We start from the raw sequence: 21,572 nt of genomic DNA on the forward strand, positions 1-21,572 counted from the left end.
ATGGCGACCGCTACGTACGTGTGGTATGGATGATCTGTCCAGACGCTGTCCTGACTGTGACGTCTTGCTCGATCAGCTGACGCTTCGGACTGAAAGCTACGCGGATCAACTACAGGTCGTCTCTGACGAGCGACGGAGTGGGATACTCGGGAAGCTCGGACAGCACGAAAAAGAGACCGCCGTGCCGTACGTCTGTCCGGAGTGTGGATTGGTTCGGCTGTATGTCGATCCCGATTCGTGACGGATTACTGGGCCTCGAACACGGCTTGCATGTCGTTAAGATCGAATAGATGCCACCGATCGTCGCACTGTGCTCGAACGCCGTCTTCGAAACCTGCTCGCGAGAAAATAGCATACTCTTCATCACGAGCACCGGTTTTCCAGCGAACATGACCGGCTTTCTCGGTGAGTTGGTCCACGAGATCGATCCCGACGGGGGTAGTCGTCCATTTGCACTCACCCAACAGCACCGAAGGCGTTCGATCGTCGAGTGCGACGATGTCGATCTCCTCGCCCCCGTACCACCAGCTGCCAACGCTCCCGTAATTTCCACTGAACGAAGAAGAACGGATGCACTCCCAGACACACTCCCGTGCGACGTCCTCGAACGTCTGCGAAACGAATCGATCGAGTTCTGGGAGAATTCGATTGGTGAGTACCTGTTCCGGAGCCTGCTCGATTCCTGATTGATTTGGTTCAACGAATCGAAACCAGAACCTGAGAAACGGATCCTTGATCGAGTACAGTGATCGCTTCGATCGTTGTTGTTCTGCAGTCACCGGAACTTTTCGTTCGATCAGTCTAAGGCGTTGTAATCGGGAGAGATAATTCGGAAGCTGCGTGCTGTCTATCCCTGTGTGTCCAGCCATCTCGTTTGGAGTTGTCGCTCCAAGCGCTATTGATTCTAAAATTGACATATAACGCGATGGCTCGCGGAGCTCCGATCGAAGCAAAAACTCGGGTTCAGAGAACAGAATTGACGTTTTTGAGAGGTGGTTTTGAAGCAAGTTGTCAGCTAGTGGCTGCGCGTAATCGAACAACATGAGATACATTGGCATCCCCCCAGCAACTGCGTACGTTCGGATACTGTCAATAAATGAGTACTCAATTACTTCGTTTGCTGTGGAAAACGAAAACGGTTGAAGATCAATTTGACCGCTCCGGCGGCCAAATAATGGGCTTTCCCGGCCCAGAACATCAGACTCCATGACCCCGATTGATGAGCCACATAGGATCAGTGTTCCATCAGTTTGCGTCCGAATTCCATCAACTACCGTTTGGAGTGCACCGAGCACCGCTTCGTCCGATTCAATCTGGTACGGAAACTCGTCAATAGCAATGAGTGGAGACGTACTGCAAAGAATTTCCCCCAAATATTCCATCACGTCGTGCCAATCCGAATGACGTGGAACCCGGCTTTCGTCGAATGCTGCAAGCTCTTCAAGGAGCTTTCTCTGCTGGACTGCTGGAGCATCCTTTGTTGCCAGATGATATATACTATCTGTTTCTTCACATACTTTCTTCACGAGCTCAGTTTTTCCAACCCGTCTACGGCCATAGATCACAACCATACTCAACGAATCTCGATCGTGCTGTTCTCGCAGTGTTGTCAATTCGTCAGTACGGTCGTGGAACAACATTACGATTATTATTATTACGATGTTTGATTTAGGTCTTTGGTCGCAGTCTGTCCATATCGAATCACCGGCAAGCATACGTGACGAACGAGGTGATTAAGGTGTTCTCGTGATTGGTCACGACAATGCTATCGACGCGAGACAGCACGGAGGTGGCCGGATGAGCGACCGAGATCCGGTCCGTGCTCACACCGTTCGGCTCGAACTCGATGATGAGCCGGGCGAACTGCTCAACGCACTCGGACCGATCGCCGACAACGGCGGTAATCTGCTCTCGATTTTCCACGAGCGTGGCAATCGGACACCGCGGGGGCAGATTCCCGTCGCGGTTGATGTCGAGGCGACCCCCGAGCGCTTTGACCGGATCGTGGCTGCGTTGCGCGACGCAGGTGTCAACGTCGTTCAGGCCGGCACGGAACATTATGGCGACGAGTTGACGGTCGTGCTCGTCGGGCCGTTGCTCGAGAGTAATCTCTCCGAGACGCTCTCACGAATCGAATCCGAATCCGATTGTTCGATCAAAAACGTCACCCTGTCGATCGGCGAATCAGCCACAGATCCCTCGAGTGCACGCCTTCGTCTTGCGGTCCACACCGGGGCCAGCGACGCCGCTCTGGATGCCGTTCGCGGAGTGGCATACGACCAGGAACTCCAGGTGATCTCACCGCTCGCTGGGGGTGAGTCCGCATGAAACTCGCCATCATGGGTGCGGGGGCGGTTGGTACCAGCGTCGCAGAACTCGCCTCGACGTACGACCACACCGTAACCGGCATTGGAGACTCCTCAAGTGCGGCGGTCGATCCCGACGGCCTTGACGTTGGGGCCGTTCTCGAGCGAAAGCGAACGAACAACACGGTTGGTCGGTCTGCTCCAGAGGACCTGCTCGATGGAGAGTACGACGTTCTTATCGAAGCGACACCGACGACGCTCGGCGATGCCGAACCTGGATACAGTCACGTCACGTCCGCCCTCGAACGCGACCGACACGTCGTTCTCGCGAACAAGGGTCCAGTTGCTGAACGATACGATGACGTTCGACGGGTAGAACAAAAAAGCGAGGGGACCATGCTGTTCGATGCCACTGTCGGTGGAGCGATTCCGGTCGTTTCGACGATCGAAGCTTTCGATTCGGACTCCGTGACGGCCGTCAGGGGCGTGCTCAACGGAACGGCGAACTTCATCCTCTCGAGAATGGCGACCGACTCACTGGACTACGAACACGTACTCGCAGAAGCCCAGGATCTCGGCGTCGCAGAGGCTGACCCGACGTTCGATGTCGATGGGACCGACGCCGCGCTCAAATGTGTGATCATTGCCAACGTCCTCTATGGCGGTGGCTACACGATCGAAGATGCCCTCGTCGAGGGGATTCAGAACGTGCCCGCATCAGCACTCTCGCTCGCTGCCGAAGACGGACGAACGATCCGCCTCATCGGCGACGTTGCCGACGAGCGGATTCTCGTTGGACCACGACTCGTCCCAGAATCCGGTACCCTCGCCGTCTCCGGGACACAGAACATCGTACAGATAGAGACCCAACACGCCGGCCGACTCAATGTGAGTGGCCGGGGAGCCGGCGGTCACGAAACCGCCACTGCCGTGTTGAGAGATGTCGGATTGCTTGAATAAGTGCGGCGACCTTGCGCACGGCTAGTTGTATGGCCACGGACTGTCAATCGTGTGACGATCTGTCAAACCGCTGTACGCGAAGCGGGTGTGCGGGGCATGGTTTCGAAATCGTTTTATGAGTTTCACCCGGTAGTAACCCCTACAGCGCTTTGCGCGTGAGATATCAATGGCAGACAAACCACACCAGAATTTGGCGATTATCGGTCACGTCGACCACGGGAAGAGTACGCTCGTCGGTCGACTGCTCTTTGAGACAGGCAGTGTCCCGGAGCACGTGATCGAACAGTACCGCGAAGAGGCAGAGGAGAAAGGCAAAGGCGGCTTCGAGTTCGCCTACGTGATGGATAATCTCGCAGAGGAGCGCGAGCGTGGTGTCACCATCGACATCGCCCATCAGGAGTTTGACACTGACGACTACTACTTCACCATCGTGGACACGCCGGGTCACCGCGACTTCGTGAAGAACATGATCACTGGTGCGAGCCAGGCAGACAACGCAGTGCTCGTCGTGGCGGCGGACGACGGCGTTCAGCCTCAGACCCAGGAGCACGTTTTCCTCTCGCGCACGCTCGGTATCAACGAGCTGATCATTGCAGTGAACAAAATGGACCTCGTCGACTACAGCGAGGACGACTTCGAGTCGGTCAAAGAGGAAGTCACTCAGCTGCTCAGTCAGGTCCAGTTCAACGCCAACAACACGAAGTTCATCCCGACTTCGGCGTTCGAGGGCGACAACGTCTCGGATCTGTCGGACAACACGCCGTGGTACGACGGCGAGACGATTCTCGACGCACTCAACGACCTGCCTGAAGTCGAGCCACCGACGGACGCGCCGCTCCGACTTCCGATCCAGGACGTGTACACGATCTCGGGCATCGGTACGGTGCCGGTCGGTCGTGTTGAGACGGGACTGCTCGAGGCTGGCGCGAACGTTTCGTTCCAGCCGAGCGATGCCTCCGGTGAGGTCAAATCCGTCGAGATGCACCACGAAGAGGTGCCCAAAGCGGAGCCGGGCGACAACGTTGGATTCAACGTTCGTGGCATCGGCAAGGACGACATCCGCCGTGGAGATGTCTGTGGTCCGGCCGAGGAACCCCCATCGGTCGCCGAGACGTTCCAGGCCCAGATCGTCGTCATGCAGCACCCAAGCGTGATCACGGCCGGTTACACGCCAGTGTTCCACGCACACACCGCACAGGTCGCCTGTACGATCGAGTCGCTTGACGCGAAGCTCGATCCGGCCAGCGGTGAGGTCAAAGAAGAGAATCCGGACTTCATCAAGAGCGGCGACGCCGCGATGGTGACGGTTCGGCCACAGAAGCCAATCTCGATCGAGCCAGCGTCGGAGATCCCCGAGCTCGGGAGCTTCGCCATCCGTGACATGGGTCAGACCATTGCAGCGGGGCAGGTCCGGAGCGTCGAGGAGCGATAACATAAATGCAACAAGCACGCGTTCGGCTGGCGGGAACCAGCCCAAACGATCTCGACACGATCTGCGACGACGTTCGAGAGATCGCCGATAAGACTGGAGTGAGTCTCTCGGGGCCAGTGCCGTTGCCGACGAAGACGCTGGGCGTTCCGTGTCGGAAGTCTCCAGATGGTGAGGGGACGGCAACGTGGGAGCACTGGGAGATGCGCGTTCACAAGCGGCTGATCGACATTGACGCCGACGAACGCGCGCTTCGGCAGCTGATGCGGATTCAGGTCCCAAACGACGTTAGCATCGAAATCGTCCTCGAGGACTAATCGCGTTAGAGACGGTCGGTGCTGATACGAACGGTCGTATCTCACGCGCATCTTTCGCGTCGGCGCGTGAACGGAAAGTGTTAACCGCAATGGGAGACTTGGTCGGACTGCGGGCTCGTAGATCAGTGGCAGATCGCTTCCTTCGCAAGGAAGAGGCCCTGGGTTCAAATCCCAGCGAGTCCATCGACGAACGAAGTGAGGAGATGGCGAGTTGGATTTGAACACGTAGGTCGCAGCGCGAACGCAGTGAGCGACCGTCCTACTCAGTTCAAATCCCAGCGAGTCTATTGTCGATCCAGGATTTCTCGATCACTCACACTGTGCACTGATAAGAGTGCGATATTCACGGGCAACGGCCTCAATCTGTGTTTCAGTGGCCCTTAGCATAATGATAGAGCCGGCAGAATTCGGACCGGCTCTTTCGTAGCTACCAACCATGAATAACTACTTATCTAAATCGTATTTATCTACGAAAACCATCTCCTTGGCCATTCGGAAAGACCACAACCCTAATACGTAGATGCCAGCTGAGTAACGTATAATGACCCGTCGGTCGGTGCCCGAGTGGACTAGCAAAGCGTTGTTGCTGCTTGGAATTGGGAGCATCGTACTGGCATTTTCGTTTTCTGCACTCACAGCGCCGGACATCACGGCCCAATCGAGTACCGACAGCACGGACGACGATTCGTTCAGGGTGGCAATCGGGTTGCAGTCCGGAACGAACGGCTTCGGTGGGATGGACGAAGCACACGTCCGGATGATAAACAGCACTGGAACAACACTCTGGGAGTATGGCGACGCCCACGCGTATTTCGACGTCTCCGTTCTCGACAACGGTACGGTCTTGACCGCGTTCATGAAAAAGGGCTATGAGTCGGGTTGTGAGCCGTACGACACGCCATGTTCGAAAACCGGCTTTCGACTGATCAAGCCCGACCCAGAGCCACACGTGATCCGTGAGTACACGTTCCCGGTCCGATCGGACGTGAACAGCGAGGTCCACGACGTGGAGCTGTTGTCTAGCGGCGAGGTCGTGCTGACGGATATGGACCGCGAGCGCGTCTTCACCGTGAACGGCGACGAAATTACCTGGAGCTGGAACGCATCGAGTCGATACGACGCGCCCCCGGACCCAACGAAAACCGACTGGCTCCACATCAATGACGTGGATTACCTTGGCGACGATCGCTTTCTCGTCAGCGTCAGAAACGCAAATCAGCTGGTAATCATCGAACGCGGAGCTGGCGTCCAGCAAGTGATCAACGCTGACGAATCGAAACGCGTGCTGAATCAGCAACACAACCCACAGCAACTGACCGAGGACGCAGTGCTCGTCGCTGACAGCCACAATGACCGCGTCGTCGAACTAACCCAAGAAAACGGCGAATGGACGCCGGGGTGGACGCTCCACGACACCGGTGAGGTACCGTTCGACTGGCCACGCGATGCCGACCGACTCCCCGATGGCCGGACACTCATCACGGACACACTGAACAATCGCGTCGTCATGGTTGATCAGAACGGAACGGAACTCTGGAGCCACCAGGCAAACTACCTGCCCTACGAGGCAGATTACGTCGGCGTTGGTGAGAGCGCTACTGGCCCCGTGCTCTCGAACTCAGATTCATCCGTCAACGGGAACGCTCGAACCTCGATCCCGGTGGTTTCCTATCTGCTCGACAGTGCCCGACACGTGGTTGCGCTCCCGTTCTGGGTGACTGAACTCCATGTGCTCGTGCTGGTCGGTGGGCTCATCACGAGTGGATTTGGTGGGTATCTGGAGTACGCCGGGAATCAGTAATCCACTAACGCACCCTCGAATACGACCCAGGGCAGTTCATCCGAATCATCGTCTGTCATGTTTTCTGCAACCCGCGTTTGATCGACGATCTCGAATCCGGCGCGTTCGAGCTGCGTTGCTGTTGTTGTTTCGCCCGCGATTTCCCATTCCATCCGAACGTCCGTCTCGAGCCATCCCTCGTTCTCGCCGGTCCACGCGTTCGTTCCTTCGATGAGAAGCAGCCGTCCGCCGGGGTTGAGCAGTCGCGCAAATTCCTCGATAACAGTCTGATGCTCGGCCAGCGGAACGTGGATCAACGCCCAGTAACAGACGATTCCCGCAAATGTATCGTCCGCGTACGGAAGCTGTGTGAGATCACCCATCGCCAGCTCACTCGATGGGGCGTTCGATCTGGCGAACTCAAGCTGTGCCCGTGAAAAATCAACGCCGACCGTGCGGGCGTGCTCGGTGAGCAATGAGAGCACTGGCTCGCCACCACCACAACCAGCATCAAGCACCCGATCCGCCGACGAAAAACTACTGGCAAACGATCGAGCAATCTCTGTTGCCGGCGACATAATCGTTCGACTCTCGGTGTAGGTTTCGGCGAGTTGATCGTAGCCCTCCCGTACAGCAGTTTTTTCCGCCATACAACCCATCAGAGCCATCATTGGAAAGCAGTTTTCCACCCATGTGCATGACCCACAAGAATCGAAGCGCGCAAGAGGCTTACAGCGCCGTCTGGCAACTTTTGCAGTGGACGCCCGTCCAGAAACCAATGGCCAATCGTGCAAGGATTGGACAAAATACAACCTTATATTCTCTTCAGTGTGCAGTAAATGTGACGACCGTACGATTCTGAGCGTCTAAGCCACATATTTTCAACTCAAGCTTTATGTGTGACTATTCCGTGGTATTTCGACGTGAGACGCTACTGGTTTGCACAGCAGAATGGCGTAATGGTGGACGAACATCAACAAAGTGCTGCCGTAATCACGGAGGTGTGTGGATGAACACGCACCTTCTGGCGGTGGATCCGGGAGCGATCGCGAACTCGGTGAACATGGTGTGGGTGTTGACGGTGACGTTTCTCATCTTCTTCATGCACGCCGGCTTTGCGATGCTGGAGGCCGGACAGGTCCGTTCGAAGAACGTGGCCAACCAGCTGACAAAGAACATGCTCACCTGGTCGGTAGGTGTGATCACTTTCTTTATCATCGGGGCTGGTGTGAGTGGGGCCGTCGCATCGTTGACGACAGGTGGTGGCGTCGGGGAGCTCTTTGGCACTTTGAGTGCTGGATCGCAAGAATGGGTTAACTGGCTGTTCGGTGCGGTGTTCGCGATGACAGCGGCGACGATCGTCAGCGGAGCTGTCGCCGGCCGGATGAAACTGCGGGCGTACATCACCTACACGGTGTTGCTCGCTGCGGTGATCTATCCGGTTGTGACGGGGCTCACCTGGGGTGGCGGCTGGCTGGACGCGTTGGGGTTCGGTGACTTCGCCGGTGGCATGATCGTCCACGGGATGGGCGGCATCGCAGGGCTGACGGCGGCGTGGATCGTCGGCCCGCGGATCGATCGATTCAACGACGACGGGAGTGCGAACGTCATTCCCGGCCACTCGATCACGTTCGCGGTGCTTGGAACGCTGATCCTCTGCTTTGGCTGGTATGGCTTCAACGTCGGCACGTCGGCAACGCCGTTGCTGTCGGATGCCAGCGGTCTTGGCTCCTTTGCGACCGTGGGCCGGGTTGCGCTGACGACAACGCTCGGGATGGCTGCCGGGGCGATCGGCGCTGGTGCGGTCTCGCTGTACAAAACACAGAAAGTTGATACGCTGTACGTTGCCAACGGGATGCTCGCGGGCCTGGTTGGGATCACGTCGAACACGGATCTGATCACCTGGTATGGCGCGTTAATCATCGGCGGGATTGCGGGCGCACAGCTCCCGATCGTCTTCGAGTTCATCGAGAAAAACCTCAACATCGACGACGTCTGTGCGGTGTTTTCGGTCCACGGAAGTGCAGGCGTTCTCGGTGCGATTCTGATGGGTGTACCATTTTTGACGACGTCCAGCGCGGAGGTGAGCATGGTGGCACAGATCGTCGGTGTGGCTGTCATCGCGCTCTGGACGATCGCCACGACTGGCGCTGTCTTCGGTTCGTTGAAGGTACTCGGCCAGATCCGGGTTTCACAGTCACACGAACGCGATGGACTTGACGTGAGCGAACACGGTGTCGAAACGTACCCCGAGTTCGGCCACGAGAACACCACCGCCACAGACGGCGGCCGGCTGCGGACCGACGGCGGCGAGCCAAACGACGGCGAGATCAAAATGGTGATGGCCTACATTCGGCCCGACAAACTGGGCGACGTAAAACGCGCGCTCGCAGAGGTTGGAGCGCCGTCGTTGACAGTCACCAACGTCTCTGGCCGTGGCTCACAGCCGGCGAAAAAGGGCCAATGGCGTGGTGAGGAGTACACCGTCGATCTCCACCAGAAGGTAAAAATCGAGTGTGTCGTCGCGGACATCCCGGCTGAAGATGTCGAGATGGCGATCAGCGAGGCCGCACAGACCGGTGATCCTGGCGATGGCAAGGTGTTCGTCCTGCCGGTCGAGAGCGCACGCCAGATTCGAACCGACAAAACCGGCCGCGACGCCGTGTAGACAGCCCGTATTGTTTCCGATCGTTTCGAGCTTTCACAGATGACGACCGAATTCGATTCAATAGACAGAACCGTAGTGAATGCGCTCCAGGGCAATGGCCGGGCGACGATTCTGGATATCGCAGACCGCACGAACATCCCAGCGACAACCATCCAGAAGCGACTGCAACGGCTTGACGAGGAAGGGGTGATCGACGGCTATGAATCGATCGTGGACTACGGCCAACTGGGGTTCGAACTCACGGTCGTGTTCAAGCTCGTCGTCGATCAGGTCACCGAATCGATCACGCAAGCACTCGAAGCCGACCGCTACATCATCAGCTGCTATGAGGTGACTGGCGAGTTCGACCTGCTCGCAATTGGTCGGTTTCCGGATTCAATCACCATGAGCGAGCGCGTCCAGTCAATGCTCAGCGATCCGGCCATCAGGGCAGGCAGCACCGATATCGTCCACGAGACAATCCTCGAGAACGAACCGGTCACGCTCAAGAAGATCGAGCACTGAGAGAAGGTCAGTCGTCTGCGGTAGCCGGTCTGTCACCGACCGGCCGTTCGTCCGACGCAAACGGGTACCACGACTGCTTTCCGTCGTAGAGACAGGGGTCTTCGTAATCTGTTTCTTCTGGGTGTGCGAGTTCGATCAGCGTCTCGTGTCCGGTGGCATCGACCCATTCACGGAACGTCTGACCATCACTCCGAAGGGCCCCAAACGCTTCGAGGAGGTTTTTCAACAGCCCCGGCACCTCGTCTGCTGGCACGCGCTGGTGGACCCACTCGATAAATGACGGCTCCGTACCGATGGAGCCACCAACACCTACGTCGAGCGCCTCGACGATCTCCCCGTTCTTTCGTGCTCGCATTCCCTGCAGACCGATATCTGCGGTCAGCGCCTGCCCACAGTCGGCCGTACAGCCCGAATAATGAATCTTGAGCTGTGATACGTCCGCCGGCAGTGTTACGTTCGCACGCAGCCACCGAAGCATCACTGCCATTCTTGCTTTCGTTTCTGTCAGTGCCAGCGGGCAAAACTCCGTTCCCGTGCAGGCGATTGCGCCCCGACTGAACGGGCTCGGTTCGGGTGGCAGCTCCTCGAGTAAGGATTCTGCCAGCAACGCGTCTAGTGCATCGTCGGAAACGTCCATCACGATCGGATTCTGGCGTCTCGTCAGCCGGATTTCACCGGATCCGTATCGATCAGAAAGCGTGGCAAGTTCTATGGCTTCGTCTGCGTGGAGTCGACCACACGGCACGCTCAGGCCAACGTAGTTTCGTCCATCCGCTTGCTTGTGGACGCCAATGTGGTCGTATTTTCCTGCCGTACTCGATCTGCCGGCGTTGTAGGTGTACTCGTCGCGGAGATTCGTCCCGGCGCGGTGGAGTTCGAAACCGACGCGTTCTGTCAGTTGCTCACGGATCGCGTCGGTGCCGTGCTCATCGACGAAAAAGCGAGCCCGGTTCCGGTTTCGATTCGTTCGATCGCCGGTTTCGTGGTAGTACTCGACGAACGCGCGGACGATTTCGTAGGCGTGGTCGGGCGGGACGAAGACATCGAGCGAGCGAGCACGACGCGGTTCTCGTCCGCCAAGTCCCCCGCCAGCCCGCACGTTGAACCCTTTGACGAGTTCGCCATCGATGAGTGTCTGTGCCGGCTCTAAGGCCACATCATTGATCGAATCCTGCGCACAGCCCTCGCGACAGCCAGTGACACTGATGTTGAACTTCCGTGGCATGTTGCAGAGCGAGTCATCGCCTCGGAGGTCGGACTGCAACTGATCGAGGATCGGGCGCGTCTCGAGAAACTCGTGGCGGTCTTTCCCAGCAACGGGACAGCCCGATATGTTGCGCATTGAATCACCCCCCGACGACCGCGAAGAGAGCCCAACTGATTCCAACCGCTCGAACACTGCCGGAATGTCCTCGAGTTCGAGCCAGTGGAGCTGAACGGACTGTCGAGTCGTCAGGTCGAGGTAGCCGTTACCGAACACGGGATTTTCGACCGGCCCGCTCGCAAACTCAGCTGCCACCTCACCGATGGTACGCAACTGCCCCGGCGTGAGCACACCACCACAGTTGCTCAACCGCAGCATGAAATAGCCCTCCTGTCCACTCCGCTGGTGGAACAGCCCCCAAAATTTAAACCGCGAAAACCACGCTTCGCGCTCGTCTGCCGGGATCGAATCGAATCCGGCGTTGGCAAACTCGATGATCCGCTCACGGAGCGCATCACCATAACAGTCTGCCTTGTACGCTTCTTTTTTGTGTGTCATCGAACCATCATGGAATTCATTAGTCCAACTTTCAAGCTAATTTCTGACCATTCAAAATTCATTGTGCGATAGAACAATTAGTTCATAGACCTATAGTTGTAATCGTTGAATATCTCGGAATCAATGGGGGTAGAATGGGACGAACGTTCCGAATTGAAAGTTGCTTTGGGAATATAAGGATGTATATATCGAGTTTTCGCGCCATTAGCCGCAGAAAATAGTTATATCGTACAGAAGACGAAAAGTCCAGTCCGTATCCTCACTCGATCGTCGTCGATCGATCGTCGTCGGAGACCGACTGTGGCTGTTCGACGCCGACCGAAAGCACGCCGTCGACGTGTGCTCTCACAGCGCGGCGTGGAATGGCGAGCCAGGCGTTGAATAACACGATAGGCAACACGGCGAGCGCGACGATGAGATAGCCAGCGTGGATGAATCCGACTGCACCAGCCGTCGAGTAGAGCAGTGGAAAGCCAATTCCTCCGACCGTTCCGATGCCACCAACGATGCCCGCAGCAGAGCCAGAGCGGTGGGGAAAGGTCGCCGGGAGCTGCGCGAAGATTGCGCCGGCACCAAAGCCACAGCACAGCCCGACGAACAGCCCGACACCGACGGTGAGCAAGACGCTTCCGGTGCGTCCGGCGACCCAGAACGCAACCAGTGACAGCACCACAGCAGTGAGACAGATGACGGTCCACTGCTCTCGATAGCGGCCGCGAAAGACCGGGAGGAGATCTAGCTCCCGTCTGACGAGCACGTCACTGAGCCAGCCACCGAGCGGTCGCAACAGCCCAGCAGAGAGCGAAAACGTCGCCATAAACGTGCTTGCGAGCACCATTTCGACGCCAAAGCCTTCCTGGAAGTAGGTCGGAAGCCAGCCGTTCAACGAGAGGGTCACACCAAAGCTCATCAGATAGCCAAGCGAGAGCGCAACGACGCCGTACCGTGTCGCGGTGTGGAGCCACTGCTTTAGCCCGGCCGATTTGCGGGCCTTGGTGGCTTTCGCTTTGGTCGCTGCGGATTCACCCCACAGTCCGTAGATCACACCCACCACCACGGCGAGAATCCCCGAATAGAAAAATGCGGCTCGCCAGCCGGTCTCGAACAGTGGCCCAGACCAGTTGGCAAACAGCCGTGGCAACAACAGCGCGCCAACGGCCACCCCGGCGTCGCCGATGCCACCATAGATCCCCTCGGCCGTGCCGAGCTGGTCTTTGGGAAACCACTGTGCAATGTGCTGGATACCGACAACGAACGTGACGCCTGCCGAGCCGACCACCAGCCGGGTGAGAAAGAACAGCTCGTAGCTGGTGATAAACGCACTCCAGACGGAGAAAATCCCAACGTAACTCAACACGACGGCGAATACGCGTGGGGCTCCATAGCGATCGGCGAGCCAACCGGCCAGGAATCTCCCGGGTGGGGTGATCCAGACGGCCGCACTCGTGAGCAGGCCGATCTGTGCGAGACCGAGGCCGAACGCCCCACCGATCTGTTCAGTAAACGGTGCGAACGAAAACCAGACCAGAAACGAGACGTTGAATCCGACGGTTGCCAGCGCGAGCGTCCGCCATTTCGTCATTCGGATACCCATTATGCGTTGGCCTCCGACGGTTCGGTAGATTGGGCGGTTGCGTCCTCAGACAGCTGGAGTCGCACCGCACACTGCTTGTAGTTCGGTTCGTCCGAGTCTGGGTCCGTTTCGGGGATCGTCAAGCGGTTGGTATCAGGATGATGAATTGGGAGCCACACCATCCCTTCCGGAATTGAACTGTCGAATCTGAGACGAGCCCGGATTGCGCCGCGTCTTGAGTCGATCGTGAGCACGTCCTCCGGGCTGTGGTCTGCCGTCACCGGATTGATGCGCCCTTCGACGATATCAGTGGGACCGGATCGAACGCCCGTATTGTAGCGGTCACTCTCGCGGGCAGTTGTCAGAACGAGCGGATACGTTTCATCAGAGGGCTCTGGCAGCGTATCGCCGAAGGCAGTGCTCGAGAACCGAGCGCGCCCGTCCGCAGTAGCAAACGACCAGGATCCATCGTCGTAATACCGGTAGCCACCGGCCGTGGTCTTCGTTGGTGCTGGCCACCGAACGGCGAGCTCTCTGTCGAGTCGCTCGTAGGAAATTCCAGAACAATCAGCTGGTGTGTCTGCCGTCAGAGCAGTGAACTCTTCGAACACCGCGTCCGGTGTCGGTGTCCCCGACTGTGTTTCGAACAGCGGCCCACCGAGCTGCGTGGCGATAGCATCGATAATCGCGAGATCGGAGCGAACCCCGCTGGGTGTTTCCGTCGCTGGGCGCACCCGAGAGACGGTCCGTTCCATGTTCATTGCGGTGCCATCGGATTCGCCCCACGTGGTGGCGGGCAACACCACGTCTGCATACTCGGTCGTCGCGGTGTGGAACGCGTCCTGAACGACGACAAACGCATCGTCGAGTCGCTCACGGACTGTGTCAGCGTCGGGAAGCCCGGCGACAGGGTTCGTCGCAACACAATAGAGCGCCTCAACGGGCCCAGTTTCGATCGCCTCAACAACGCCCACCGGTCCTGGACCGCTGTCGGTAGGAAGGCGCTCAAGTGGCACGTCCCAGTGGTCTGCCACGGTTCGTCTAGCTGGTAACTTCTCGAACGAACGGTGGCCGGGCCAGGTGCCTTTCGAGGAACAGACGCGCGTTCCCATTGAGTTGGCCTGTCCTGTGAGCGAGAACGGACCGCTTCCCGGACCCATGTTTCCGGTGGCCAGACAGAGATCGATCAGTGCGTGCGCACTCAGCGTTCCGCGCACGGACTGGTTGATCCCCATTCCCCAGTAGACGATCGTTCGATCGTCAAGCAGTCGGCCGAGCCGTGCAACCGTTTCGGGGTCGACGCCGGCCGCTTTCGCAGCCGTTTCCAGGGCAGGAAGATCATCGAGCAACGTCGAGAGCCCGCTCGTTGCAGCCCCAACAAAAGACCTATCGATTCGATCGGTCGAGTCGAGAAACGCGAGGACAGCCCTGGCAAGCGCCAGATCACCGCCTGGAGTGAGAGCAATGTGGCAATCGGCCGCCTCGGCAGTCTCCGTTGTTACCGGATCGACGACACAGAGCGTTCCCTCGTCAGCGCTTTCGCGGATCCAGCGAAACAGCACCGGGTGAGCCGCTGCAGGATTTGCACCCCACACCACGTGTGTCGTGGCCTTCGGAACGTCGTCGTATGTGGGCGGCGGTGCGTCCGAGCCAAACGCGCGATAGTACGCTCCGACGGCGCTGGCCATACACAGCGTCGTGTTCGCGTCGTAGTAGCGCGTCCCGAGTACACCCCTGGCGAACTTCCCGAGCGCGTAGGCGGCTTCGTTCGTCTGCTGGCCGCTCCCGAGCACACCGATTGCGTCCGGTGACCGTTCCAGAGTTGCCCTGAATCGGTCGCCCACCCGTGTCAGCGCCACGTCCCACGTCGTGGGAACGAGTTCGCCGTCCTTGCGGACGAGCGGCCGACTCAACCATGTGCCCGCCGGCGATGCAGTCTCGCGAACGCCGCGACGACAGGCGAGCCCGCGGTTCGTCGGATGCTGGGCGTCGCCCCGAACCACATCGAGCCCGTAGCCCGCGTCGACACCACGCTGGAGGTGGCCACACCCAACCGCACATCGCATGCACGTCGTCTGCACCCAGCGACTCATCCCTGTAACACCTCATGGCTGGGCTGATTACTGAACACTCGATCGATTATGGCTGTTAATAATGTTGAAACACAATTGTATGCCATCGATTATGGATACGAAGACAGCTATTAAAACAGTATTTGTTGAGTTAGTGAATATCTGGCCTGTACCTTTGGACATCCAATGAATTTAGACCGCCCTTTGAGAATCATTACCGCACATCTGACGAGCTATCGCGATTATTTTTACAATATTCATAGAAATGATCGTTATTATCTGTATTAAGAACGTCGTAGCTCGTGAACTGTCCCCCTGGTTGATTCGAATGGGCCGTTGTTGAGCGCACATCAGGGTGGTTCGATCGAGACGCCAATCTGCTGAAGGAGTCCGAGCTGATCGCTCTGTGTCCAGGTTTCGATCAGTTTACCGCCGTCGAATCGGTTGATTTCGATGGCCGAGAGCTCGATTGGTTGGTCGGTTGGTGGAATTCCAAACAGTTCACCCTGATGCGTTCCCGTCATTGTCCACCGGAGTGCAACCATTTCTCCTGCGGTGATCGTCTCCTCGACCGTGAACTCCATATCCGGAAATACTGCTTCCGTGTGGCTCGCGAGCGCTTTGTACAGCTCTGGACCACGCAGCTGTTCGGCCAGTTCGCGGTCGTGAATGAGGTACTCTTCGTGGACCAACTCGTCTGCGAGCACTGGATCGGCTCGGTTCCACACTGCGTCGTACAGTCTGGTGATTACCGTTTCGGGATCGCTCATGGGGTGTGCTACGGGCGTGGTGGAAATGGTCGTTGTGGGAGAAAATTGATAAAATGATGATATCGGGGACTGACCGATACGAACTCGTGAAAAAACGGGGCCGAAAACGAACCGATGGGTGATGCACCCACAGAGAGATGGGTATGCGAGTTATCTCCTCTCTGCGGCATGGATTCGTATGGCCAGCGTTTTGATAAGAATACTGGTGGATCTAATGATCATTTGAACCATCGTCACAGTTTTGGAATTCGTAACGTCTATGGAAATGCGATCGATACGATCTGGTGGCATGTACACGGGTGTCGTCGAAACGATGGGAACGGTTGAGCGGAGCGAACGTCGTGGAGCAGGCCACGAGCTAGAAATTGCGACCCAAACGACGGGACTGTCAGCGGGCGATTCGATCGCCGTCCAGGGGTCTGTCTGACGGCCGAATCCGTCGACAACGAGCGATTCACAGCGTTTTGCTCGGCAGAAACGATCGAACGCACATATCTCGGAGCTCTCGATGCGGGGACTGTGCTCAACATTGAGCGACCGGTTGGCGTGGATGATGTTTTCGACGGGCATCTCGTGACCGGAACGGTCGATGGCACGACCGAACTGAGGGCAATCGACGGCGAACGGCTGACGATCGCGACTCCACCGCGACTCGAACCGTGGCTCGTCGAGAAGGGTGCGATCGCGCTCGATGGGGCGAGCCTGACCGTTGTGGCCGTGGAAAAGTCGACGTTTTCCGTGGCGCTCGTACCTGCAACCCGGAACCGAACGACGTTCGGTAGTGCCACTCCCGGTGACCGGCTTCACTACGAGGCAGATCTGGTGGCGAAATACGCGGCGAGGGCAACCTGATCGGTGTGATATTTTTGGTTATTGGCCTGAAATGTTCTATATAATCATACGCGGAGAGCTGCTCACTGGCGCGATTACGGCCGGGAGTGTCGTTGGACTGCACGTTATCGACGAGAAAGTGTTTCCCAGACGCTCATCGTTCTCGGTGTCGTCTTTGCCATCACGGGAGGGCTCTGCTTTCGGCACCAAATGATCGCGCTCGAGAGTCATCCGTGGAGTGAGGTGTTTTTTGCCGGAATGTTCAGCCTCTCGATGTCGGCCATCCATCCCGAACCCGGAATCGGTCCGGTTCTGCGAATGATGCTGTTGTGGTTTGTCATCGGCTGCTGTGCGCTCAACTGGGGTGTTGCCTGTGCAATGAGCGCACGCGAGCAGCCGGCCTAATTGGGACGGTTGATCAGACACCGACGGTGATTTTATGTCACCACAAAGTTATGATCGGACGTGATCGAACCACGTGAACTTCTGGCAGGGATACTGTGTGGCGGCTTCGTCGCGGGAATGCTTGCGCTCGGCGATCCGTTTCGAGTGCGACTGGTTGGTGCGGTCGGGATTGTGGTCGCGGTCGCGGGCGTGCTCTGTTATCGTCACCGCAAAATCTGGCTTGAGAGCTCGGGCACCGCAGAAGCGCTCGCAGTTGTGCTCTTGCTCGTGGTGCCGTTGTTCGGGATTCACAGCTCGCTGGGCATCGGATCGGGCGTTGGGTTGACGCTCGTCTGGTTGATGATCGGATTCGGCGGCGCGCTGTGGGGCGTCGGCTGTGAGATGGCCGTTACGGATTCGTCAGGGTGAGGCGTCGCGCGGATCGCTACGAGCACCGTCGGTCCCAAGCTTTGATTCAGCAATCGCAAACACGAGCGTGCTGAAAACGCCAAGAAGCGTGCTAGCAGTCAGGGTGATGGCGAGCGCGGTTGGCGAGAGCGCCTCAAGGACGTAGCCAGCGACGCTGTAGAGCACCGCAGCGATCGCAACCACGTAGAACGGCGCGTTCAGATGCCGCCAGCGGAATCGATCCCGGAGATACTCATCGGCAATGTGGCCCAGACTCGCGATGATTCCGGCACCGGCAATCCAGACGATGGTGCCATACACCAGCCGTGCGCCAGTATTGATCGTCTCGGCGGTCGTCTGTGGCATCGCCAGATCCTCAGCGCCGTTGACGCTGCCGATGAGCACGAGCGCGAGCGCAACGACGTACGTGACGACGGTGATCCGACCGGTAAACAGCCCCCGGCGAATCCGTTCGACGGCGGTATCGAGCGTCCGGTCGAGTCCGAGTCCGCGCACGAGGAGATACGCACCCAGAATACCACTCGCCACGCCGAGCGTCAGATTCGGAATCTGCTCGAACTGTCGGGTGATCTCGACGAGGGGATAGATGAGCAACAACATCCCGATCGGGATCAGCAAGGTGCCTCGCGTTTCGGGGTCAGCGAGGACCTGTTTGATGGTGTAGTACATCGATTCCAGATCCTGTGCCTGGCGGACGACAACCCGCCGGACGCTATCGATTGGGACGCGCGAGCGAATGACGGGAATCACGCTTTCGTCCTGTGCGCCGTCCGTGACAACGATCGCGTGGACGTCTTCTGCGGTCGAGAGCGAGGCCAACACGGTGTCGACCTCCTCGCCAACAGCCCGATTGGCTGCCACGTCGCCACCGTCCGTGCCGGTGACGGCGGCCACAGTCACGGTTTCATCCTCGATCGTTTCGCCGAGATGGACGCCTTCGAACAGCACGTTCACGTCCGAATCCTCCGGATCGGCAGTGGCAAGCGCGACGGCTGCCGCCTCGACATCGGATTGGCCAATAACCGGCGTCTGCACGTCGGTTTTGCGGCCAAGGTCGTCATCGAGATCGACACAGAGGACCACCAGCATTATCTGGACTAGAGAAGCGGGGACTAACTAATGTGTCGGGCGACGACAACCAGCGCGGACGAGAGTATATGGGCGTTCCGGACGCACACGATGCTATGCGAACGCGACGAGAGTTTCTCGGAGCCGCCCTCGCTACCACGGTGGTCAGCGGCTGTGTCGATCGGTCGGTCTCACAGGCGTCTTCACCGGGGCTGTTCGTGCCGTCGCTTGAGCAGGGAACAATTCAGGCTGACAACACCTGCGACGGTGGCGATCACTCGCCCGAAATTCAGATCACGAACGTATCACGAAAGACGAATTCGCTCGCGCTCGTGGTCGATGCGCTCGCAAATGCGGCCAGCGATCCGAGTGCCCATTGGCTGGTATGGAATTTGCCACCTGAGACGGCGACAATTCCATCCGGAATTCCACAGCGACCGACCGTTACTGAGTCGCTGCTCACGCCCGATCCGGCCCTCGAACGAAGTGCAACCGAAGGATCGTTCGTGCAGGGGACCAACCACCGCGACACGATCGGCTATGCCGGCCCGTGTCCAACCGACCGGCCACTTGCCACCACATATCGGTTTCGTCTCTACGAGCTCGGCGCTCGCCTTGAGCTCGGGTCTGAAGCCGGCCGTGGGGCGGTCATGAACGCAATCGGCGAACAACAGCGGAGCAGTGCCGAAATCTCCGCCACGTATGACCGTCGAACCGGCCAAACGGTCGACTTTTCCGGCTCCACGGAGTAGGCCATTCAACGAATGATTTCGAAGGGCTGTGAACAGTGCGCCGAGGGCGGCAAGATGGTGCTGTTCGTCTATGGCTACTGCGACCAGCGTGACTGTTTTTACTGCCCGCTTGGGGAGAATCGAAAGAACGTCACCGATGTGTACGCCAACGAACGGCGAGTCGAATCGGACGCCGACGTACTCGAGGAAGCACACCGAATGGATGCGCTTGGCACCTCGATCACCGGCGGTGAGCCCCAGGAGGCAATGGAGCGAACCTGTCGATATCTGTCGCTGCTGAAAGACGAGTTCGGTGAGGATCACCACACGCATCTGTACACCGGGATCACCGGTGGTCGTGAGAACATGCGCCGGCTCAGCGAGGCCGGACTCGATGAGATTCGATTTCATCCGCCGCTTGAGCTGTGGGGTGACCTCCACGGCACCGAGTGGGAAGAGATCCTCCATATTGCCCGCGAAGAAGGGCTCACGCCGGCGTTCGAGATCCCTGGCATCCGTGCAGAACCCGAATTTCTGGAGTTTCTCGACGAGGGGGCGGCCGAGTTCTGTAACATCAACGAGTTCGAAATGAGCGATGGCAATGCCAAGCGAATGAAAGAGGCCGGATACGAACTCCGGGATGGCCACATGAGCGCCGTTGAAGGAAGTCACGGCGTCCTGGAGACGATGGCGGACCACGAACGCGTCTATTTCTGCACCAGCGTGTTCAAAGACGCAGCGCAGCACCGCAACCGGCTCAAGCGCATGGCCAAAAACATCAGCCGGCCGTTCGATACGGTGACCGACGACGGCACGCTCGTCTACGGGAAAACCTGGCTCTCAGAGAGCGAGCTCGAGGCGCTTGGTGTTCCCGAGGAGTTTTATGCTGTTAAATCGGAGCACGTCGAACTCGCGTGGTGGCTCCTCGAGGAGATGGTCGAGGACGGAGACACAGCCAAGGGTGAGATCGTCGAGCAGTATCCGACCGTCAACGGAACTGTCGTCGAACGGACACCCCTCGCGTGAGTGTCAACCACAAATGGTACGATAACCACAACTATCAATTACTACTAGCGTGAAGGGCGGCTATGTCCCGCCTGAAGACAGTTGGTTCCCTCTGTCTCGTCGCGCTGGTCGTCCTGTCTGGCTGTGCTGCCTTCGAGAGCGGTGATTCTGGCACACCAGCAGCCACATCGAGCACTGACGGCCCTGCGACGGGACAATCCAACGGGCAAACTGCCACGGCAACGCAAACGCCCGAACTGACGCCGGCTTCTATTGACCATCCATCCGGGTGGAATGAATCGGGTATTGCAGACGGCCTGGAGGCGTATCATGCCCATTATGAGGCACTGTACACCTACAACAGCTTCACGCGTATCGAACGCTCGCCGTATCTAGAGCCCCATCAGACGCTATCCAGCATCGGTCGCTACGACCAGGACGCAAAACTACTGGACATCGCATACAATGTGACGGAGAACGGCTCGACCATCATGGAGCAGGGCGAGTATCAATCAGAAAAACAGTATTACTTCATGAATGGCACTGATTCGCGCAACTTCGAGCATGCGGAGCGATACTCGTACGACTCCTATATGAAACACAGGACGAACAAGCCGTATGCGCGCAGCGGTCCGGTGTATTATGCCGTGAGCGACGTCCACTACGACGGTGCCGAACGGATCGTCAGGGATGGCGAGACGATGTTTGAATACCAATCGAACGAGCTGCAACCGAACGGGACGCTCAGTTTCGTTCCGCCGGTGTTAGGCGAGACGACTGCCCAGGAGTTCTCCATGACGACGATCGTCGACGGTGATGGAATGATTCGCCACATCGAATACGAGATCACCTACACGATTGCGGGTCGTGGAACGTTCACCCGCACTGGCCGCCTCGAATTCACCAAGCTCGATGACACCACCGTGAACGAGCCCGACTGGCTTGAGGACGCAAAAGCGGCCAGCTAATCGTCACACGTTCTT

22 protein-coding genes, 1 tRNA gene and 1 pseudogene are annotated in these 21,572 nt (G+C 58.0%); 17 read left to right on the plus strand and 7 right to left on the minus strand.

Annotation, left to right across the window (positions count from 1 at the left end; translation table 11 throughout):
• Positions 1–25: 25 nt before the first annotated feature.
• Positions 26–241, plus strand: a complete 216-nt coding sequence (locus tag JXQ78_RS07485; protein WP_330630152.1) for a hypothetical protein — start codon at positions 26–28, stop codon at positions 239–241.
• Between the two features lie 4 nt (positions 242–245).
• On the opposite strand, the gene JXQ78_RS07490 is transcribed toward JXQ78_RS07485, so the two are convergent.
• Complete coding sequence (locus JXQ78_RS07490) at positions 246–1,715, minus strand: ATP-binding protein (protein ID WP_330630153.1); 1,470 nt, start codon at positions 1,713–1,715, stop codon at positions 246–248.
• Between the two features lie 82 nt (positions 1,716–1,797).
• On the opposite strand from JXQ78_RS07490, the gene JXQ78_RS07495 reads away from it, so the two are divergent.
• The 6 genes from JXQ78_RS07495 (at position 1,798) to JXQ78_RS07520 (ending at position 6,813) form a co-directional block, all read left to right on the plus strand.
• Positions 1,798–2,328 carry an amino acid-binding protein gene (locus JXQ78_RS07495; protein WP_330630154.1) on the plus strand — a complete coding sequence of 177 codons (531 nt, stop codon included), beginning with the start codon at positions 1,798–1,800 and terminating at the stop codon, positions 2,326–2,328.
• Positions 2,325–3,266, plus strand: a complete 942-nt coding sequence (locus JXQ78_RS07500) for a homoserine dehydrogenase (RefSeq protein ID WP_330630155.1) — start codon at positions 2,325–2,327, stop codon at positions 3,264–3,266. Before JXQ78_RS07495 ends, JXQ78_RS07500 begins: the two co-directional genes overlap by 4 nt.
• Before the next feature lie 166 nt (positions 3,267–3,432).
• Positions 3,433–4,698, plus strand: coding sequence for a translation elongation factor EF-1 subunit alpha (tuf, locus tag JXQ78_RS07505; RefSeq protein ID WP_330630156.1), 1,266 nt, complete (start codon positions 3,433–3,435; stop codon positions 4,696–4,698).
• A 5-nt stretch (positions 4,699–4,703) separates the two neighbouring features.
• On the plus strand, positions 4,704–5,012 hold the full coding sequence (gene rpsJ / locus JXQ78_RS07510; protein WP_330630157.1) for a 30S ribosomal protein S10: 309 nt from the start codon (positions 4,704–4,706) through the stop codon (positions 5,010–5,012).
• Positions 5,013–5,123: 111 nt separating this feature from the next.
• Positions 5,124–5,195, plus strand: a tRNA-Ala gene (locus JXQ78_RS07515).
• A gap of 358 nt (positions 5,196–5,553) precedes the next feature.
• Entirely contained in the window at positions 5,554–6,813 is a 1,260-nt protein-coding gene (locus tag JXQ78_RS07520) for an aryl-sulfate sulfotransferase (RefSeq protein WP_330630158.1), read from the plus strand.
• Here the strand turns inward: JXQ78_RS07520 and JXQ78_RS07525 are convergent.
• Positions 6,807–7,442, minus strand: a complete 636-nt coding sequence (locus JXQ78_RS07525; RefSeq protein ID WP_330630159.1) for a class I SAM-dependent methyltransferase — start codon at positions 7,440–7,442, stop codon at positions 6,807–6,809. The genes JXQ78_RS07520 and JXQ78_RS07525 overlap by 7 nt on opposite strands.
• A gap of 359 nt (positions 7,443–7,801) precedes the next feature.
• Here JXQ78_RS07525 and JXQ78_RS07530 point away from each other — a divergent pair, with 359 nt between their 5' ends.
• The gene (locus JXQ78_RS07530) at positions 7,802–9,460 is read left to right on the plus strand and encodes an ammonium transporter (RefSeq protein WP_330630160.1); all 1,659 of its coding nucleotides are present in this window, start codon (positions 7,802–7,804) and stop codon (positions 9,458–9,460) included.
• Between the two features lie 39 nt (positions 9,461–9,499).
• Positions 9,500–9,964, plus strand: a complete 465-nt coding sequence (locus tag JXQ78_RS07535; protein ID WP_330630161.1) for an Lrp/AsnC family transcriptional regulator — start codon at positions 9,500–9,502, stop codon at positions 9,962–9,964.
• Positions 9,965–9,971: 7 nt separating this feature from the next.
• On the opposite strand, the gene JXQ78_RS07540 is transcribed toward JXQ78_RS07535, so the two are convergent.
• From JXQ78_RS07540 to JXQ78_RS07555, 4 genes are all read right to left on the minus strand, one after another.
• Positions 9,972–11,726 carry a nitrite/sulfite reductase gene (locus JXQ78_RS07540; RefSeq protein WP_330630162.1) on the minus strand — a complete coding sequence of 585 codons (1,755 nt, stop codon included), beginning with the start codon at positions 11,724–11,726 and terminating at the stop codon, positions 9,972–9,974.
• Positions 11,727–11,985: 259 nt separating this feature from the next.
• The gene (locus tag JXQ78_RS07545; RefSeq protein WP_407934044.1) at positions 11,986–13,308 is read right to left on the minus strand and encodes an MFS transporter; all 1,323 of its coding nucleotides are present in this window, start codon (positions 13,306–13,308) and stop codon (positions 11,986–11,988) included.
• 11 nt (positions 13,309–13,319) lie between these two features.
• Positions 13,320–15,392 carry an assimilatory nitrate reductase NasA gene (gene nasA, locus JXQ78_RS07550; protein WP_330630164.1) on the minus strand — a complete coding sequence of 691 codons (2,073 nt, stop codon included), beginning with the start codon at positions 15,390–15,392 and terminating at the stop codon, positions 13,320–13,322.
• Positions 15,393–15,721: 329 nt separating this feature from the next.
• On the minus strand, positions 15,722–16,141 hold the full coding sequence (locus tag JXQ78_RS07555) for an ester cyclase (RefSeq protein WP_330630165.1): 420 nt from the start codon (positions 16,139–16,141) through the stop codon (positions 15,722–15,724).
• A gap of 259 nt (positions 16,142–16,400) precedes the next feature.
• On the opposite strand from JXQ78_RS07555, the gene JXQ78_RS07560 reads away from it, so the two are divergent.
• The 5 genes and pseudogenes from JXQ78_RS07560 to JXQ78_RS07575 all read left to right on the plus strand — a co-directional run bounded on the left by JXQ78_RS07560 (position 16,401) and on the right by JXQ78_RS07575 (position 17,785).
• On the plus strand, positions 16,401–16,568 hold the full coding sequence (locus JXQ78_RS07560) for a hypothetical protein (protein WP_330630166.1): 168 nt from the start codon (positions 16,401–16,403) through the stop codon (positions 16,566–16,568).
• Positions 16,565–16,621, plus strand: a pseudogene (locus JXQ78_RS19040) (hypothetical protein); the annotation flags it as partial. The gene JXQ78_RS07560 and the pseudogene JXQ78_RS19040, both read left to right, overlap by 4 nt.
• Positions 16,622–16,660: 39 nt before the next feature.
• Entirely contained in the window at positions 16,661–16,993 is a 333-nt protein-coding gene (locus tag JXQ78_RS07565) for a hypothetical protein (protein ID WP_330630167.1), read from the plus strand.
• Positions 16,994–17,182: 189 nt separating this feature from the next.
• Complete coding sequence (locus tag JXQ78_RS07570) at positions 17,183–17,377, plus strand: hypothetical protein (RefSeq protein ID WP_330630168.1); 195 nt, start codon at positions 17,183–17,185, stop codon at positions 17,375–17,377.
• A 60-nt stretch (positions 17,378–17,437) separates the two neighbouring features.
• Positions 17,438–17,785 (plus strand): hypothetical protein, encoded by a 348-nt coding sequence (locus JXQ78_RS07575; RefSeq protein ID WP_330630169.1) that lies wholly within the window; start codon positions 17,438–17,440, stop codon positions 17,783–17,785.
• Here JXQ78_RS07575 and JXQ78_RS07580 read toward each other — a convergent pair.
• A complete protein-coding gene (locus JXQ78_RS07580; RefSeq protein WP_330630170.1) occupies positions 17,777–18,874 on the minus strand; it encodes a DUF373 family protein in 1,098 nt (365 codons plus the stop codon). The two genes, JXQ78_RS07575 and JXQ78_RS07580, sit on opposite strands and share 9 nt — an antisense overlap.
• Positions 18,875–18,906: 32 nt before the next feature.
• Here JXQ78_RS07580 and JXQ78_RS07585 point away from each other — a divergent pair, with 32 nt between their 5' ends.
• The 3 genes from JXQ78_RS07585 (at position 18,907) to JXQ78_RS07595 (ending at position 21,557) form a co-directional block, all read left to right on the plus strand.
• Positions 18,907–19,605: a YbhB/YbcL family Raf kinase inhibitor-like protein gene (locus JXQ78_RS07585; RefSeq protein ID WP_330630171.1), complete on the plus strand. Its 699-nt coding sequence runs from the start codon at positions 18,907–18,909 to the stop codon at positions 19,603–19,605.
• Between the two features lie 12 nt (positions 19,606–19,617).
• On the plus strand, positions 19,618–20,610 hold the full coding sequence (locus JXQ78_RS07590; RefSeq protein ID WP_330630172.1) for a radical SAM protein: 993 nt from the start codon (positions 19,618–19,620) through the stop codon (positions 20,608–20,610).
• A 62-nt stretch (positions 20,611–20,672) separates the two neighbouring features.
• A complete protein-coding gene (locus tag JXQ78_RS07595; protein WP_330630173.1) occupies positions 20,673–21,557 on the plus strand; it encodes a DUF7537 family lipoprotein in 885 nt (294 codons plus the stop codon).
• Positions 21,558–21,572: the final 15 nt, after the last annotated feature.

Source organism: Halocatena halophila, from assembly GCA_027563145.1.
GTDB classification, from domain to species: Archaea; Halobacteriota; Halobacteria; order Halobacteriales; family Haloarculaceae; genus Halocatena; species Halocatena halophila.

Bases quoted from the DNA above. Each gene is read 5' to 3' on its own strand.
- JXQ78_RS07500 (WP_330630155.1), top strand. From the start codon at position 2,325: ATGAAACTCGCCATCATGGGTGCGGGGGCGGTTGGTACCAGCGTCGCA.
- JXQ78_RS07495 (WP_330630154.1), top strand. From the start codon at position 1,798: ATGAGCGACCGAGATCCGGTCCGTGCTCACACCGTTCGGCTCGAACTC.
- JXQ78_RS07580 (WP_330630170.1), bottom strand. From the start codon at position 18,874: ATGCTGGTGGTCCTCTGTGTCGATCTCGATGACGACCTTGGCCGCAAA.
- JXQ78_RS07555 (WP_330630165.1), bottom strand. From the start codon at position 16,141: ATGAGCGATCCCGAAACGGTAATCACCAGACTGTACGACGCAGTGTGG.
- JXQ78_RS07535 (WP_330630161.1), top strand. From the start codon at position 9,500: ATGACGACCGAATTCGATTCAATAGACAGAACCGTAGTGAATGCGCTC.
- nasA (WP_330630164.1), bottom strand. From the start codon at position 15,392: ATGAGTCGCTGGGTGCAGACGACGTGCATGCGATGTGCGGTTGGGTGT.
- JXQ78_RS07560 (WP_330630166.1), top strand. From the start codon at position 16,401: ATGGAAATGCGATCGATACGATCTGGTGGCATGTACACGGGTGTCGTC.
- JXQ78_RS07525 (WP_330630159.1), bottom strand. From the start codon at position 7,442: ATGGCGGAAAAAACTGCTGTACGGGAGGGCTACGATCAACTCGCCGAA.
- JXQ78_RS07540 (WP_330630162.1), bottom strand. From the start codon at position 11,726: ATGACACACAAAAAAGAAGCGTACAAGGCAGACTGTTATGGTGATGCG.
- JXQ78_RS07530 (WP_330630160.1), top strand. From the start codon at position 7,802: ATGAACACGCACCTTCTGGCGGTGGATCCGGGAGCGATCGCGAACTCG.
- tuf (WP_330630156.1), top strand. From the start codon at position 3,433: ATGGCAGACAAACCACACCAGAATTTGGCGATTATCGGTCACGTCGAC.
- JXQ78_RS07520 (WP_330630158.1), top strand. From the start codon at position 5,554: ATGACCCGTCGGTCGGTGCCCGAGTGGACTAGCAAAGCGTTGTTGCTG.
- rpsJ (WP_330630157.1), top strand. From the start codon at position 4,704: ATGCAACAAGCACGCGTTCGGCTGGCGGGAACCAGCCCAAACGATCTC.
- JXQ78_RS07590 (WP_330630172.1), top strand. From the start codon at position 19,618: ATGATTTCGAAGGGCTGTGAACAGTGCGCCGAGGGCGGCAAGATGGTG.
- JXQ78_RS07570 (WP_330630168.1), top strand. From the start codon at position 17,183: ATGATCGCGCTCGAGAGTCATCCGTGGAGTGAGGTGTTTTTTGCCGGA.
- JXQ78_RS07490 (WP_330630153.1), bottom strand. From the start codon at position 1,715: ATGCTTGCCGGTGATTCGATATGGACAGACTGCGACCAAAGACCTAAA.
- JXQ78_RS07595 (WP_330630173.1), top strand. From the start codon at position 20,673: ATGTCCCGCCTGAAGACAGTTGGTTCCCTCTGTCTCGTCGCGCTGGTC.
- JXQ78_RS07545 (WP_407934044.1), bottom strand. From the start codon at position 13,308: ATGACGAAATGGCGGACGCTCGCGCTGGCAACCGTCGGATTCAACGTC.
- JXQ78_RS07485 (WP_330630152.1), top strand. From the start codon at position 26: ATGGATGATCTGTCCAGACGCTGTCCTGACTGTGACGTCTTGCTCGAT.